Raw genomic sequence first — 15,436 nt, 5'->3', positions numbered from 1 at the left:
GCATCATGACCCCATCCAAAAGCACTGCCACCGCAGGTTTCGCCGCCATGGCCGCCCTCATCGCCCTGTCCGGCACCGCAGCCACCGCGCCTGCCTTTGCCAAGAGCAGCGCCAAGCAGGTCGAATGTTTCGGCGTCAACGCCTGCAAGGGCCAGTCAGACTGCAAGACCGCCAGCCATGACTGCAAAGGCCAGAACGACTGCAAGGGACAGGGTTTCAAGTCCGAGAGCGCCAAGCAGTGCGCAGCCGATGGCGGCAGCCTGACCCCGCCGAAGTGATAGAGCGGCCCGGCCGTCGCTTCTGTCGTTGGCCGGGCTATTTTTTCAGGAGCAATACGATGTTCGCGACCCACCGGTTCGGCCTTGGCCTGCGCAAGCCGCACTACAGCGATTTCCTGGACGGCGAAGCAGCCGTCCCGGTCGATTTCGTGGAGGTGATCTCGGAGAATTTCATGGTCGATGGCGGGCGCCCCCTCGATGTGCTGCGCCGCGTTCGGGAGCGTCATCTGGTGGCCCTGCACGGCGTCTCGATGTCGATCGGCTCGGCAGATGGTCTAGATCTGGACTACCTCGGGCGCCTGCGCTCGCTGGTCGATGCGATTGATCCGCTGTTCGTCTCTGATCACCTGAGTTGGTCGCGAATCTGTGGCTTCAACTCGCACGACCTGCTGCCGCTGCCCTATACGGCCGAGGCGCTGGACGTGGTCTGCGCTAATATCGATCGGGCGCAGGACTGTCTGGGCCGCACGATTCTGATCGAGAACCCGTCGAGCTATCTGGCACTTGAGGGTGAGATGAGCGAATGGGCCTTTCTCGCCGCACTGTGCCAGCGAACCGGCTGCGAGCTGTTGCTGGACGTGAACAACATCTATGTCAGCGCCCGCAACCACGGGTTCGATCCCGTCGCTTACCTTGCAGGCATTCCGGCAGACAGGGTGCGTCAGATCCATCTGGCCGGCCACAGCCAAGGCCGCGAGCTGCTGATCGACACCCACGACAAGCTGGTGCCGCCGTCGGTCTGGTCGCTCTATGCCGAAGCGATCGCCCACATCGGCCAGGTCGCGACGATGATCGAACGTGACGACGCGATCCCCCCGCTTGCCGACCTGCTGGCCGAACTGGACACGGCACGCCGTATCGCCTGCGATCCGGCGAGGAGGACAGCATGAGCCTTCTGGCCCTGCAGGCAGGATTCCGCGAGTGGCTCACCAACGAAGCGCGGCCCGCTCCTCTCTGCGCAGCCCGGTTCGAGGCCGGCTTAAGCATCTATCTCAATAACTACCGTGCCCAGCTGATGGACTGCCTGCAAGAAAGCTATGGCACCGTCCACGCCTGGCTGGGCGATGCCGCTTTCGAGGCTGCGGCAGCCACGCATATCGACCGCGCCGCGCCGACCAGCTGGACGCTGGATGGCTACGGCGCGGACTTTGCAGTCACGCTCCGGCGGCTCTATCCGGGCGATCCGGAGGTCGCGGATCTGGCTGTTCTGGAACACGCGCTGGCACAGGCCTTCACCGCGCCGGATGCCGCTCCACTCGATCCGGCCAGTCTGGGCGCGATCGAGTGGGATCACGCCCGGCTGCACTTCGTCCCCAGTCTGACCCTGCTGACCACGACCAGCAATGCCGCCGCGATTTGGTGGGCCCTTTCGCAGGGCACGGCGCCACCGGCAGCGCAGCCGCTTCCTGAACCGACGACGATCCTCGTCTGGCGTGAAGGGTTCACGCCGGCCTTCCGCACACTCGAACCGGCCGAAGGGCAAGCGTTGGCAGGCCTGCCGAAGGGGGGCACGTTTGGCGCATTCTGTGCCGAATTGGTGGCGCATGTTGGGGAGAAAGCAGGCCCTGCAATGGCAGGCGCCTACCTCGGGCAATGGCTGTCCGACAGCATCGTTGCCGAAATAGCTGACGCCAAACTGTAACTCGGCAAAGTTGCATTGCGTAGGCCTTCCTTTAAAGGAAGGAGCTATTATCGCGGATTTGAGCAGATTGACGACTGCCGCACTTTTCCTTCAGGGAGACGGGACCGCGGTGCCACTTCGGCTGATCGTCGGCTTCGGCTTCTTGGAGCATGGCTGCCTCTAACTGTCGCGCTGGCCGGAGCACTTCGAGACGATCCTTCATGGCATGAGCGGCAGGATCGCGTTCGGAATCTTGGGTAATATCTCCTGCAACCTGCCATTCTTCAGATGATCCATTACCTGATAAGCAAACCTCCGGACGATCCCGTGGCCAGAAAGAACTACGTCGATGCCGGCTTGCGTGCTGTTGACCGAGAGGTGCGGCCTGATCGAACTCCTATGTCCGTCTACAGCGCCGCTTACCGGTCTTTCCGTCGCTGATCTTTCTAGCCTTCGTGCGTCCAGATTTGTTTGCCCATTCAGGATTTTCGAGACGGGCCGTGAAGAGATCGGTGGATCCCGTGCAAAGGTTTCGGGAAAACCGCGAACTCCGATCTCGGCACTGCTTGAAGTTTCAAGGACAAGCGAACGTTGTCAGTTTCAGAAACCATGACCCTTGCGTCATGCTCTTCCGGTCTGCAATAGCGACAGCCGGGAGTTCGCCATTAATGGCGGCAGGTTTTGTAGCATCGGTCGGGCCGCCGTTGCATGTCAGACCATGCCCGGAGTCCGTCTGGCCCTCGCTCGCCTCAAATCCCCCAGTGCGCTTCGTCGTTTTCTCGACGGTCAGGCCAATGCCGGCCTGATCCTAATGGCGATGGCAGCGCTTGCGCTCGTCCTCGACAATTCGCCTCTTGCCCTGGACTATGAGGCAATCCTGCGTTTTCATGTCGGACCACTTTCGCTGGCGCATTGGATCAACGATGCGCTCATGGCGGCGTTTTTCCTGCTGGTCGGACTGGAAATCAAGCGCGAAATGCTCGACGGGCAGCTCGCCTCGTGGCCCCGGCGTCTCTTCCCCGGCATCGCCGCGCTTGGCGGAATGCTTGTCCCCGCATTGCTGTTCTTTGGCCTCAATAGCGATGAAACGGCACGCGGATGGGCCATTCCTACTGCGACGGATATTGCTTTTGCGCTGGGTGTCATCTCGCTGCTCGGCACCCGTGTTCCGGCATCGCTAAAGGTATTCCTTGCAGCCTTGGCGATCATTGACGACCTCGGTCCACTGCACCGGCTCGAAAAGGCGCTGCACGTGCCGGTGGGCTTCATCATCGTCCCGCTGTTCGCGCTCGTAAACGCAGGTGCCCCGGTACTCACCCTGCCGCTTCGCGCGCTTGCCGAGCGGTGACGCTTGGCGTCGCAGTGGAGTTGCTTCTCGGCAAGCCGATTGGCGTCTTCGGATTTACCGCGCTTGCTGTCTGGTTTGGTCTTGTCGATGCGCCTGCCCACGCAAGCCGGATGCAGATGCTGGGGGTTGCCCTGCTGTGCGGCATCGGTTTCACCATGAGCCTGTTCATCACGCTCCTGGCGTTCCCCGGTGCTCCGATACTCCAGTCAGAAGCGAAAATCGGTATACTTGCAGGCTCCCTCCTCTCGGGGCTGGCCGGCTTCATCGTTTTGCGCCTGGCGCACCGGGAAATCCCGGATCAGGCGTAAAGGAGCGAGAGGGTTAGCGCGGCGCAGCCCACGACGAGCGCAACCAGCGGCGCACCCATGTGCGGGTAGTCGCTGAACCGGTAGCCTCCGGGCCCCATGACCAGGAGATTGTTCTGATGACCGATCGGCGTCAGGAAATCCGACGAGGCGCCGATCAGCACCGCCAGCAGCGCGGCATCTGGACTTACATGCAGGAGGTTTGCTGCATCGATCGCCAGTGGCCCCGGCCTGTCCGATCGGATCAGGAATGCATGCAACGCTATGCCGATCTCCGTTAAAGTCCGCTGGTATCAATCCCGTGCGATGCGATGCGTGGATATTTATTGGCTCCGCTCGCATGGCCCAAGTGCCGCCAGAACCATGCGATAGTCCGCGTAAGCTTGCTGTTTGGAGGGGAAAGCGCCCGAGACGTAAGCACTTTGCGGAGGTGACGCCGGAAGGAAACAGGCAAGGTTGTACCATTCGAGCGTGTCTTTGGTGGGGGGATGCAGATCGCCTCCCGTCAGTTCCGAAAACGAGACACCCCAGTTTTCGGGCTGGCCGGGCATGTGACGCACGGCGATGGTCACCGGACCCTTTTTCGTATCAAGGAAGATCTGCGTGCGACCCTGCCCCGCAAGATTTCCGGGAACATAGCCCAGTTCCCTTACACCGGTTACGGGGGCTGTCTCACGCGGCGAGACCAGCGCACGAAGTACCCCGCGCAGGCGGCTCTCCCGTTCCGGGGACCAAAGCTGCTGCGCGGCGGGTTCCACCAGCTTGATCTCTTTGGGTCGACCAGGCACGCGCGATGCGAAAAGGAAAACATCCTTCCCCATCCAATCGGTGGCGCTTTGCGCTGAAGCTTCGGGCAGATCGACCAGATACTGCAGCGAACCACCGATCCCGTTCTTGCCGTATAGCAGCGCCCGCGTGCTGGCTTCGGCATAGTAGCGACGATGATTTGGCAGCCGTGTGCCCGGTGCAGTGCCCGCTACGGGCTTCAATTGCGTTATCCGCGCAAGCACGACAAGGTCGGCCTTTTTCGAGAGCTCTACTGTGTCCACGTAGGTTCCCTGGTCCGCGGAAAGGGAACGGACCTGCGCACGCGAGGCACTGGATATGAGCGAGCAGGTGGCGGCCGCCAGGCCGATCAGCAGGATTGGGAGGCGAGCGGGCATAGTTCAGGGGTTCCGCTGAAAGGATACAGGGGTGGGCGAGAGGAACTTGCCTTCAGGGCTACGCCCTGGACCTCGCGAGAGAAAGGCAAAATCTGCCCCCGTTGGCCGCTGGAAAACCCTCAGCCCGAATTCCGGCATGACTGCGAGCAGATGGTCGAAGATGTCGGCCTGGATCGTTTCGTATTGCGCCCAGACCGTAGTTGTTGCGAAAGCGTAGATTTCGAGCGGAAGGCCATTCTCGCTGGGCGCCAACTGACGCACCAGCAGGGTCTTGTCGTCGGCGATATCCGGCCGCGCTTTCAGATAGGCCAGTACATAGGCGCGGAAAGTGCCGAGGTTGGTCAACCGCCGTGCATCGAGCACTTCGCTGGGAGCATGCTCCCGGTTCCACCCCTGCACTTCGTCCTGACGCTGCCGGAGATATTCGCGCAGCACACCGAACCGCGCGAATTTCGCAAGGTCGGCCTCACCGAGAAAGCCGATCGAACTCTGGTCGATCATCAACGCACGCATGATCCGGCGGCCGCCGGACTCGGACATGCCGCGCCAGTTACGGAAGCTCTCCGTAATCAGGCGATAGGTGGGGATCGTGGTGATCGTCTTGTCGAAATTCTGAACTTTCACGGTGTGCAGGGCGATGTCGATCACATCGCCGTTGGCATCGAGTTTGGGCATCTCGATCCAGTCGCCCACGCGGACCATGTCGTTCGAACCGATCTGCACGGACGCGACGAGCGAGAGGATCGTGTCCTTGAAAACCAGCATGAGAACCGCCGCCATGGCGCCGAGGCCCGACAAGAGCAGTAGCGGCGACTGGTTCATCAGCGCCGCCAGCATCAGGATCGCGGCTGCGGCATAGACCAGCAGGTTGGCCACTTGGACATAGCCTTTGATCGGCCGGTTCCTGGCATCGGGGCGGCGCTGGTAGAGCTCGTTGCCGAGAGTCAGCGTCGCCGTGACGGCAAGGGCAAGCGTCAGGATGATGATCACTGCGCAAAGGCTGTGGACGAGCGAAACGAACTCCATCGGCAGGCCAGGCACAGCGGCGATGCCCACTTGCACGATCACGGTCGGCAGGATGTTCGAAAGGCGCGCGGCGATGGCGCCGACATGGCGGGCTTCCGCTTCGAACGGGCTACGCCCGAGCAGGCGAAGCACGCCCTTGAGCACGATCCGCTTGGCGATCCAGTTCGCCAGGGCCGCACCGGCCAGTAGCGCCAGCAGGGCGATGCCCGTCTGCATCCAGGGCTCGCTCGCCCAGGGCAGGTCCAGGGTTGGAAAACGGAAAGTCGATGGGGATCGGGTAGGCAAGACGGTTCCTCAAAAGGATCGATACGGCGACCTGTTCAAGTCCTTGGCAGTGGTTTTCCGGCGCTCTCGGGTGTTAATTCCAGCGCGAGAAGACCGCAGAGGCAGGCCAGTATCATGACGTAGGCCGGTATGAGCGGGTTGCCCGTCACATCGATGAGCCAGGCGTTGACTACGGGCGCCGTGCCTCCGAACAGCGAGGTAGACAGGTTGTAGGCCAGCGCAAAGCCCGCAAATCGTACCGAGGTGGGGAAGAAGGCCGGGAAGGTCGCCGAAATCGTGGCGAGTTGGGGCACATAGAGCAGGCCGAGCAGGACGTAGCCGATCGCCGCCTGTACCGGGCCGATGCCCATAAGATGGTAGAGCGGGATGACCAGCAGGGTGAGCCCCAGCAGCGATGCCCGCCACATCGGTTTGCGACCGATCCGGTCGGACAGGGCACCTGCAAACGGGAGCAGGAGCATCATGAACAGCATGCCCGAGATCGGCACGATCAGAGCCGTGTCGGTGGCAAGGCCGAGGCGGCGCTCCAGATATGTCGGCATATAGCTCAGCAGCGTGTAGTTGACCACGTTGAGGGCGATGACGAGGCCGCTCATCGCCAGCAGGGGGCGGCGATAGCGGGAAAGCAGGTGGCGAAGTCCGGCTGGTTCCGCCTCTCCGCTCTCGCGCTGCGCCTCCGCTTCCTGGAACAGCGGTGTCTCCGCCATGCGCGCCCGCAAGTAGAGGCCGACCAGCCCCAGCGGACCGGCCAGCAGGAACGGCAGGCGCCAAGCCCATTCGCGCATCGCCGTATCCCCCAGCAGCAGCGAGAAGCTCAGCATCAGCAGCGCGCCGGCGCTGAAACCGGCCAGAGTGCCGACTTCCAAGAAGCTGCCGTAGAAGCCGCGCTTCTCGTCCGGGGCATATTCGGCCATGAAGATCGCGGCACCGCCGTATTCGCCGCCGGTGGAGAAGCCCTGCACCATGCGCAGGACCACGAGCAGCGCGGGTGCCCAGCCGCCGATAGCGGCATAGGAGGGGATGAGGCCGACGCCGACAGTGGCACCGGCCATGAGCAGGATCGTCAGGCCGAGCACGGCCTTGCGGCCATAGCGGTCTCCCAACGGCCCCCAGAACAGGCCGCCCAGCGGACGCACCAGGAACGAGATCGCAAAAGTGGCAAGCGCGAATAGCGTCGCCTCCGCCGTCTCGCCGGGAAACAGGGCGGCGGAAATGTAGCTCACGCCATAGGCGTAGATACCGTGGTCGAACCACTCGGTGGCATTGCCGATGGCGGATGCGCAGATGGCTCGGCGCAAGTCGCGCGGTTCGGCTCTCGCTGTTACGGCGGGCCCTGTTACGGCGGGCAGTATTCTGGCGGGCGGATTCAATGACGGCTCCCTGTTTGTCCAGACTCGTCCGGTGCCGCGGATGTTTCCGGGGCGAGCGGATCGAGCGAAGCGGCCAGCGGCGAGGTGCGCGGCAGGCCGATGTAGCTTTCCTGAAGGTGGGCGGGCACGGGGTCCGACTTCGCCTGCCGCAGCAGTGCGAACGAAGCCGCGGCGCTCGCGCAGGCGGCGATGAACAGGAACAGTCCTGAAGCCCCGGTCAGGGACACGGCCAAGGATCCCGTGGCCGGTCCGGCAGCGGCGCCCAGCGAATAGACGAGCACGAGACCGCCGCTCGCCGCCACGCGCTTTTCCGGCGCGAGGTGATCGTTGGTATGGGCCGCGCACAAGGGATAGAGCGCGAAACTCAAGCCTCCGAACAGGGCGCCGAGCCCGAGCAGCAGCATCCCCGCCTGCGCCGTGAGGGCGATCGCAAGCGCGGCGGCCAGCGTTCCGGCGAAAGCGAGCACGATCACCTTGCGGCGGTCGATGCGGTCGGACAGCCAGCCGAGCGGCCATTGCAGCACCACGCCGCCCAGGATCACCACGCTCATGAACAGGGTGGTCTGCGAAAGATCCATGCCCAGCCGGCGCGCGAACACGGCGCCGAGCGCATAGAAAGCGCCGAGCATCACCCCGGTCAGCCCGGCACCGACCATACCGAGAGGCGAGGTTTGGTAGAGTTCCCGAAACGGCAGCGGCGCGAAATCGCCGGTTTCGGGCGCGGCGATACGGGTCAGCAGCACTGGAATCGCCGCCAGGGAAATCAGGATCGATCCCACCAGCAGCGGCACTGCCGGTCCCCCCGCTCCCAGGCGGATAAGGAACTGCCCCGCCGCCTGCCCGCCGTAGAGCATGATCATGTAGCCGGCCAGCACCATGCCGCGACGATCGGGTTCGGCGCGCTCATTCAGCCAGCTTTCCACGCAGACGTAGATCCCCGCGAGGCACAGGCCATCGAGGAAGCGCAGCGCGCCCCAGAACACCGGGTTGGTGTGGAGCGCATAGGCCAGCGTATCTGCGCTGAGCAGCGTGACGAAGGCCGCGAAGGCCCGGATATGGCCGATGCGCCCGACCAGCGCGGGCACACGAACCGACCCCAGGGTGAGGCCGGCGAAATAGGCGGTCCCGACGAGACCGATCGCCAGCGCACCGCTTCCCGCCCGCTCCAGCCGCAACGCGACGAGCGTGTTGAGGAACCCGCCGCCCGCCATGAGCAGGAAGATGGCGATCAGCAGGCTGCGGACGGGAAGGATGGCCTTTAGCATGATGATGCGGCGCCCTTTCCGCCAAAATGCGGAAAAGGGCGCGTTTTCCGGTCAGGCCGCGGCGCGGTCGGTGGCGGTGCCCGCCTCGACCAGCGCGGCGTGAAGGGCACGGACGGCTTCCTCAAAGTCCGGCGCCGCAACGATGAACTGGACGTCCACGTTACGGATCTGGTGCTGGAGCGCGACGAGGCCGATGCCCGCGCTGTCCAGTGCGGCAAGAGCGCGGGGCACCAGTCCGGGCTCCGACAAGTCGGTGCCGATCACCGAGACCATCGCCACTTCCTGCGCGGTCACCACCGATCCGGGCCACTGCGCGCACAAATCGTCGACGATCTGCGCGGCCTGTTCGCTGCCGGTGCCGCTGAGGTAATGGGTGATGGTATTGGCGTTGGAACTCTTGCTGACGATCCAGGCGCCGTGGCGGGTCAGCGTTTCCAGGATCGCCGCGTCGTAGCCCTTCTCTCCCACCATGTCCTGCTCGAAGAATTGCAGGGCCTGGACCGAAGCGAGCCCGGTGACGATCTCCACGCGCGGTGCCTTCGAAACGTAGTCGCCCTCGATCAGCGTACCCTCGTCATGGCGTTCGAACGTGTTGCGGACGCGCAGCGGGATACCCGACTGGCGCAGACCCCTGCCCGCACGCGGATGGATCGCTTCCATGCCGAGGTTGGCGAGCTGGTCGGCCACGTCGTAGTTGGTCCAGCCGATCTTGCGCGCCCGGCTTTCGCCGACGAGACGGGGATCCGCGCTGGATAGATGGAACTCCTTGTGGATGACCGCCTCGCGCGCGCCGGTGACGACGGCGATACGGGAGAAGGTCATCTCGGAGTAGCCGCGGGCATAGCGGCGCACCATGCCGCCTTCGCAGCCCGCGTAGCCGGTGACGATCGGCATCTCGCGAGAGAGATCGATCGAGGCGAAGGCGGTGCGGATGCGTTCGTCGAGATCGACCAGATCGTCCTGGCTCCAGACGGAAAGATCGACGAAGACGGCATTGACCCCGCGATCGCGTAGGAGCAGCGCCGTCGAGTGCGCGGCATGGGCCTCGCCCAGACCGGCCAGCATTTCCCGCAAGGTGGCGATCTGCTCCGAGAGGCGGAAATGGCCGTGGCGGCGCAGGCGGTCGAGATCGTCGAGGCAGGATTCCAGCGCGGCGATCCGCTCTGCAACGAAACGGTCCACTTCCTCGCGGCTTTGCGGGCGCGCGAACATTTCGGCATTGCGCGCCCACATGGCGCCCAGCACTTCGGTCAGCGCGGTGCGCCATGCGCCCGGCGTTTCGTTGCGCACGAAATGGCCGTGAACGCCCGGCTCGCCGCTCTTCTTATGCTCGAGCAGCAGATCGGTCATCCCGGCATAGGCCGAGACGACGAAAATCCGATTGTAGAGATCCGCGCCCTTGCGTCCGGCGACCAGTACGTTCTCGAACACGGTGGAGGTGGCGGCCATGGACGTGCCGCCGATCTTCTCGACGCTGTGCGTTCCCGTCATGCCGCTACTCCTTCGACAAGTCCCTCGATTGCGCCGGAAATCGGCACTACCGGTGAGAAATCGCGCGCAGCGATGAATTCGGGACGCGGCGCGGGCGCGGCATAGGGCGACGTCAGCCGGTTGCTGACGGCGTTATAGACCAGGAAGGCATTGGCGCGCGGGAAAGGCGTGATGTTGCCGTTGGAGCCGTGCATGATGTTGCAGTCGAACACCACCACCGTACCCGGCTTGCCGACTGGCGCGTCGATCCCGTGGCGATGGGCCAGCTCGGCCAGGCTGAGTTCGTCGGGAACGCCGTATTCCTGGCGGCGCAGCGACTGGCGGTAGTGGTCCTGCGGCGTTTCGCCGACGCAGGACACGAAAGTCCCCTGCGAGCCGGGGATCACCATGAGCGGCCCGTTGTTCGGCGTGTTCTCCGCCAGCAGGACCGACATGGACAGCGCCCGCATCACGGGCATCCCGTCCTCGGCATGCCAGGTCTCGAAATCGGAATGCCAGTAGAACTCCTTGCCCGCGAAGCCCGGCTTGTAGTTGAGCCGGGTCTGATGAAGGTAGACCTCGTCGTCGAGCAGGAAGACGGCGACACCGGCCAGTCTCCGGTCCGCGGCAAGGCGGGCCATGACGTCGCTCTGGGCGTGGATCTCGAAGATCGAGCGGACTTCCCGGCTGCCGGGTTCGGCAATGACCGTCTCGTCCTTCAGACCGGCGGGATCGGCCAGGAGGCGTCCGGTTTCAGCCTGCAGCGTGGCAACTTCCTGCGCGGAGAACAGGTTTTCCAGCACGAGATAGCCGTTCCGGTCGAACTGTTCGACCTGGGTTGCGGTCAGCGGCGCAGCTGGGTGCCAGGCCCGCCGCGCGACGGGTTCGTCCCGCGGCTGTAGCCTGGGTTCGCTTTCGCATCGGGTGGGATAGAGATCCTGCATCGTTTGCCTGTCCCTCCCTCAGTCAGCCAGAGCCGGATAGGCGCCGTTCTCGTCGTGGACCTCGCGGCCGGTGACGGGCGGATTGAAGGTGCAGGCGCAGAGTATGTCCTCCACCGGGCGCACGATGTGGCGGTCATGGGCATTGAGCGCATACATCACCCCCGGCTTCAGTTCGTGGGTCTCACCGGTGCCGAGATCCTCGATCGTGCCGCTGCCCTGAAGGACGAGCACGGCTTCCAGATGGTTCTGGTAGTGCATGTGCAGTTCCTCGCCCGCGAACATTGTAGTGACGTGGAACGAGAAGCCCATCCGGTCATCCTTGAGCAGCAGACGGTCGCTGACCCAGCCCTTGCCCTGGACGTGACAGTCGGACTTGCGGATATCTTCGAGATTGCGAACGATCATGGGTATGTTCCTTTAATGCTGGGATCGGGCTCAGGCGGCGACGCCGAGCTTGCGCGTCGCTGCGAGCGCGGGGAGCGCCTCGGCCACGGCTTCTTCCAGGATATCGAGACCGGCGTTGAGCACGGCATCGTCGATCACCAGCGGCGCCAGCACCTTGACGATCTCGTCGTAAGCGCCACTGGTTTCGATGATCAGGCCCTGCGCGAAGCAGGCAGCGGTGATCTTTCCGGCCACCTCGCCGCTCCCCACATCGATGCCGCGCATCATGCCCCGGCCGCGGGTGGACAAACCGTGGCGGGCGGCGATCGCTTCGAGGCGGCGTTCCAGGATGCCGCTGCGGCGGGCAATATCATCGACGAAGGCCGGATCCGCCCAGAATTCGCGCAAGGCCGCCGTGGCCGTCACGAAAGCGTGATTGTTGCCCCGGAACGTGCCGTTGTGCTCGCCGGGGGACCACTGATCGAATTCCGGCCGCATCAGGGTCAGCGCGAAGGGCAGGCCCATGCCGGAGAGCGACTTGGCCAGAGTGACGATGTCGGGCGTGAAGCCCAGGCCGTCGAAGCTGAAGAAGTCGCCGGTGCGGCCGCAACCGGCCTGGATGTCGTCCACGATCAGCAAAGCGCCGTGCTTGTGGGCGATGGCGGCGATCCGGCGCAGCCACTCGGGCGAAGCGGCATTGAGGCCGCCTTCGCCCTGCACGGTCTCGACGAGGAAGGCAGCAGGCGCATCGAGCCCGCTGGACGGATCCGACAGGCGCTGTTCCAGCAGTTCGGCCGTATCGACATCCGGCCCGTAGTAGCCGTCGAACGGTTCATGGCTGACATGGTTGAGGGGAACGCCCGCACCGCTGCGCTTGCCCGCATTTCCGGTACAGGCCAGCGCGCCCAGAGTCATGCCGTGGAAGCCGTTGGTGAAAGCGATCACCATCTCGCGCCCGGTGACCTTGCGCGCCAGCTTGATGGCCGCCTCGACAGCATTGGTGCCGGTGGGGCCGGTGAACATCGCCCGATAGTCGAGCCCGCGCGGCTCCAGGACCACTTCCTCGAACGTGCGCAGGAACTCGCTCTTGGCCTTGGTGTGGAGATCGAGCGCATGCGTGACGCCGTCACGGGCGATATAGTCGATCAGGGCCTGCTTCAACACCGGGTGATTGTGTCCGTAGTTCAGCGATGAGCAGCCCGACAGAAAATCGAGATAGCGCCCGCCCTTGCTGTCGTGCAACCAGACGCCTTCGGCGCGGTCGAACTGGCGGGGCATGGCGCGCGAATAGCTGCGAACCTGGGATTCGCGGCGGTCATAGATGCTGGTATCCGGCGCATGCGCGCTCGGTTGGGGAATCGTCGTCATCTGGAGGAATTTCCTGTTCAGTTGGACGGAATGAACGGCAGCGGCGAAATGCTTGCCTGCCATTCGGTATCGTTCGCTCCGGCGAAATGGGCATCGCGTTCGAAGCGCGTGGAGCGCGTCAGGACGGCGCCGTGGCGCCGCGCGAAGGCGGAAAAAAGGGCCCAGGAGGCCGAGTTCGCCTCGGTAATGGTCGTGGTGAGTTCACGCGCGCCGCGCGAAGCGCTGCGGGCGATCAATGCGTCGAGCATGCGCCCACCCAGGCCCTCCCCGCGCGCCTCGGCCGCCACGGCGACCTGCCAGACGAAGATACAGTCGGGACGGGAGGGCGGACGATAGGCGGAAATCCAGCCGAGCAGCCGGCCTTCCCTTTCGGCGACCACGCAAGTGCCGGCAAAGTCGCTGCACTGGAGAAGATTGCAGTAGGCCGAGTTGCCGTCGAGCGGCGGCGATGCCGCGATCAAGGCGGAAATGGCCGGCCCGTCCTCGGCTTTGGGTTCGCGCAGGACGATAGCAGCGCCGGAATTTCCTTCCGCAACGCCGCCCTCGTCGCGCGCGCGGATCGGGCTCGCGGAATCGCTCTGCGGGCCAACTTCATTCACATTATCATCGAGTATTACTTCACCCTCCGAAGCACGTTCGCGTGCTTGGCCGTTGCCATGTCATTCGTGGTTCTCGCGTCATACCATAGGGATTGCGAGAATATGCGCAACAGTACGGTTTCAAAAGTTCGCTTTCACACCGTCATGGAACTGCAATTAATTCGATTTTCGAAGCATCTTCACGCTTGGCGCAAACCCGCAGGAAAGCTAGCTATCGGGCATGGAAATCGATCTCACACCGGCGGCACTTCTGGCCCTGCGAAAAATTCTCGACGCAGCCGAGCTAGAGAACCGGAAAATGGCCGCTGCGACGAGCTTGACCTCCTCGCAGGCACTGGTGCTACGGCAGATCGGAGGCAACGAGACGATCACGCCGAGCGCGGTCGCGAGCGCCCTGGGTTTTGGACAGGCGACGATCACCAACATCGTCGATCGCCTGGTGGCGGCGCAGCTCGTGACGCGCACGCGCGGCCTTACCGACAAGCGGCAGGTATTGTTGCAAGTCACCGAACTCGGCCGGGAAAAGCTGAAGGCCTCGCCGTTTCCGCTCCAGATGCGCTTCAGCCAGGGTTATGCCGGCCTTGCCTCTTGGGAGCAGGCGATGATCCTGGCTGCGCTGGAACGGCTCGATGGGTTGCTTACGCCCGAGAGCGCAGGCCTGGTCTGATTAAACTGCTTCGAACGGACGGATTTAGAGAATCGGCGGAGATTGCCACGCATCCTTCCCATCACATCGAAGTCATCGCTGGAGCGCTGGGGAGACAGACCGACAAACAACACTGAACATTGGGAGGAATGGCCGAAAAGGTCATCGAGCGCTTTGAATGCAAGTGCAACCAGCCTCACCCCTGTCAGGGTGACTTGAGACGCGGACAGAGCCGCCATTCAGCGCCTTCTAAGAGCATCTCCAAAGCGGTCATTCGTTGACTGAGAGATCGGCGATGATGAACGGCCGGCAATGGGACAAGTACGAACCCGCTACGCGGGAGTAGCGCCTGGCGTTAGGTCCCTCATCGCTCTGGTGCAGCACCATGATTGAGCCCTGCTTCGGGTAGGCAGACCATCGCGACTCCTTTCAACCAAGGAGACGAACGATGATCGAGATTATTTCTGACCTTCCAGTCAGCTCGTTGCGTCAGCGCATGATCGACGAGATGAACATGCGCCGGTTCGCGCGTAAGACCCAGATCGACTATGTTCGCCACGTAGAGCGCTTTGCCTATTATCTCGGACGCCCTCCCGACACCGCGACACCAGAGGAAGTGCGTCAGTTCCAGATTGATCAGCAGGATGCGGGCGTCGGTGTGCCGACGATGAACAGCATTGTATCGGCACTGCGCTTCTTCTTCACACGCACAATCGATCGACCCGATCTCTCCCGCAGGCTTTACTTCGTTAAGCACCCTCGAGCGTTGCCCACGGTCCTTAGTCCTGACGAGGTCGCGCGTCTGCTCGGCGCGACCACCTCGCTGAAGCATCAGGCAGCATTATCGGTGGCGTATGGCGCAGGCTTGCGCGTGGCTGAGGTGGCGATGCTCAAGGTGCGCGATATTGACAGCGAGCGTATGCTGCTCCGCGTCGAACGGGGCAAAGGCGGAAGATATCGCAATGCGATCCTCCCTGCCGATCTGCTCATCCTGTTGCGCGAGTGGTGGAAGGTCGGGCGTCAACAAGGCGTCATGCATGCCGATGGATGGCTGTTTCCGGGACAGCATTATCTCAAGCCGATCAGCACGCGCCATCTGTATAGGATCGTCGCGGAGGCGGCGCACGCGGCCGGTATCGCGAAGAAGGTCGGTCCCCATACCTTACGACACAGCTTTGCGACCCACCTGTTGGAGGATGGCGTGAGCATCCGGGTAATCCAGGCGCTGCTGGGGCACGAGAAGCTGGAGACTACGGCCTTTTACACCAAGGTTGCGACCCGAACTGCGCGTGCTGTCATCAGTCCGCTCGACAAGCTCGCCTTGCTCCCAGCACCTCAGCCACAGGCAGCGCCAGACGGCTGAG

Annotated in this window: 14 protein-coding genes and 2 pseudogenes; 6 read left to right on the top strand and 10 right to left on the bottom strand. The window is 63.5% G+C overall.

What is annotated here, in order from left to right; translation table 11 throughout:
• The first annotated feature begins 5 nt into the window (after positions 1-5).
• The 4 genes and pseudogenes from U9J33_RS23825 (at position 6) to U9J33_RS23810 (ending at position 3,555) form a co-directional block, all read left to right on the top strand.
• The gene (locus U9J33_RS23825) at positions 6-278 is read left to right on the top strand and encodes a hypothetical protein (RefSeq protein ID WP_054436105.1); all 273 of its coding nucleotides are present in this window, start codon (positions 6-8) and stop codon (positions 276-278) included.
• Positions 279-337: 59 nt separating this feature from the next.
• The gene (locus tag U9J33_RS23820) at positions 338-1,168 is read left to right on the top strand and encodes a DUF692 domain-containing protein (protein ID WP_324699398.1); all 831 of its coding nucleotides are present in this window, start codon (positions 338-340) and stop codon (positions 1,166-1,168) included.
• The gene (locus tag U9J33_RS23815) at positions 1,165-1,920 is read left to right on the top strand and encodes a DNA-binding domain-containing protein (protein WP_324699397.1); all 756 of its coding nucleotides are present in this window, start codon (positions 1,165-1,167) and stop codon (positions 1,918-1,920) included. Before U9J33_RS23820 ends, U9J33_RS23815 begins: the two co-directional genes overlap by 4 nt.
• A 697-nt stretch (positions 1,921-2,617) precedes the next feature.
• Positions 2,618-3,555: pseudogene (locus tag U9J33_RS23810) on the top strand (Na+/H+ antiporter NhaA).
• On the opposite strand, the pseudogene U9J33_RS23805 reads toward U9J33_RS23810, so the two are convergent.
• From U9J33_RS23805 to ectA, 10 genes and pseudogenes are all read right to left on the bottom strand, one after another.
• A pseudogene (locus U9J33_RS23805) lies at positions 3,546-3,776 on the bottom strand (SLC13/DASS family transporter); the annotation flags it as partial. The pseudogenes U9J33_RS23810 and U9J33_RS23805 overlap by 10 nt on opposite strands.
• Positions 3,777-3,875: 99 nt before the next feature.
• Positions 3,876-4,715: a hypothetical protein gene (locus tag U9J33_RS23800; RefSeq protein WP_324699396.1), complete on the bottom strand. Its 840-nt coding sequence runs from the start codon at positions 4,713-4,715 to the stop codon at positions 3,876-3,878.
• Positions 4,716-4,718: 3 nt separating this feature from the next.
• Positions 4,719-5,957 carry a mechanosensitive ion channel family protein gene (locus U9J33_RS23795; protein WP_324699989.1) on the bottom strand — a complete coding sequence of 413 codons (1,239 nt, stop codon included), beginning with the start codon at positions 5,955-5,957 and terminating at the stop codon, positions 4,719-4,721.
• A 104-nt stretch (positions 5,958-6,061) separates the two neighbouring features.
• Complete coding sequence (locus tag U9J33_RS23790) at positions 6,062-7,375, bottom strand: MFS transporter (RefSeq protein ID WP_420719925.1); 1,314 nt, start codon at positions 7,373-7,375, stop codon at positions 6,062-6,064.
• Positions 7,376-7,392: 17 nt separating this feature from the next.
• Complete coding sequence (locus U9J33_RS23785; protein WP_324699394.1) at positions 7,393-8,661, bottom strand: MFS transporter; 1,269 nt, start codon at positions 8,659-8,661, stop codon at positions 7,393-7,395.
• A gap of 51 nt (positions 8,662-8,712) precedes the next feature.
• Complete coding sequence (locus U9J33_RS23780; RefSeq protein ID WP_324699393.1) at positions 8,713-10,152, bottom strand: aspartate kinase; 1,440 nt, start codon at positions 10,150-10,152, stop codon at positions 8,713-8,715.
• Positions 10,149-11,075 carry an ectoine hydroxylase gene (gene thpD / locus U9J33_RS23775; protein WP_324699392.1) on the bottom strand — a complete coding sequence of 309 codons (927 nt, stop codon included), beginning with the start codon at positions 11,073-11,075 and terminating at the stop codon, positions 10,149-10,151. The genes U9J33_RS23780 and thpD overlap by 4 nt, the downstream gene beginning before the upstream one ends.
• 18 nt (positions 11,076-11,093) lie before the next feature.
• Positions 11,094-11,480, bottom strand: a complete 387-nt coding sequence (locus tag U9J33_RS23770) for an ectoine synthase (protein WP_324699391.1) — start codon at positions 11,478-11,480, stop codon at positions 11,094-11,096.
• A 30-nt stretch (positions 11,481-11,510) separates the two neighbouring features.
• On the bottom strand, positions 11,511-12,827 hold the full coding sequence (ectB, locus tag U9J33_RS23765) for a diaminobutyrate--2-oxoglutarate transaminase (protein WP_324699390.1): 1,317 nt from the start codon (positions 12,825-12,827) through the stop codon (positions 11,511-11,513).
• Positions 12,828-12,844: 17 nt separating this feature from the next.
• The gene (gene ectA / locus U9J33_RS23760) at positions 12,845-13,336 is read right to left on the bottom strand and encodes a diaminobutyrate acetyltransferase (RefSeq protein ID WP_324699987.1); all 492 of its coding nucleotides are present in this window, start codon (positions 13,334-13,336) and stop codon (positions 12,845-12,847) included.
• 310 nt (positions 13,337-13,646) lie between these two features.
• Here ectA and U9J33_RS23755 point away from each other — a divergent pair, with 310 nt between their 5' ends.
• Positions 13,647-14,093 carry a MarR family winged helix-turn-helix transcriptional regulator gene (locus U9J33_RS23755; RefSeq protein WP_054436096.1) on the top strand — a complete coding sequence of 149 codons (447 nt, stop codon included), beginning with the start codon at positions 13,647-13,649 and terminating at the stop codon, positions 14,091-14,093.
• 427 nt (positions 14,094-14,520) lie between these two features.
• Entirely contained in the window at positions 14,521-15,435 is a 915-nt protein-coding gene (locus U9J33_RS23750; RefSeq protein ID WP_185999485.1) for a tyrosine-type recombinase/integrase, read from the top strand.
• Position 15,436 lies beyond the last annotated feature (1 nt).

The organism is Novosphingobium sp. RL4, from assembly GCF_035658495.1.
Lineage (GTDB): Bacteria > Pseudomonadota > Alphaproteobacteria > Sphingomonadales > Sphingomonadaceae > Novosphingobium.
This window is presented reverse-complemented; position numbering and strand designations above follow the sequence as displayed.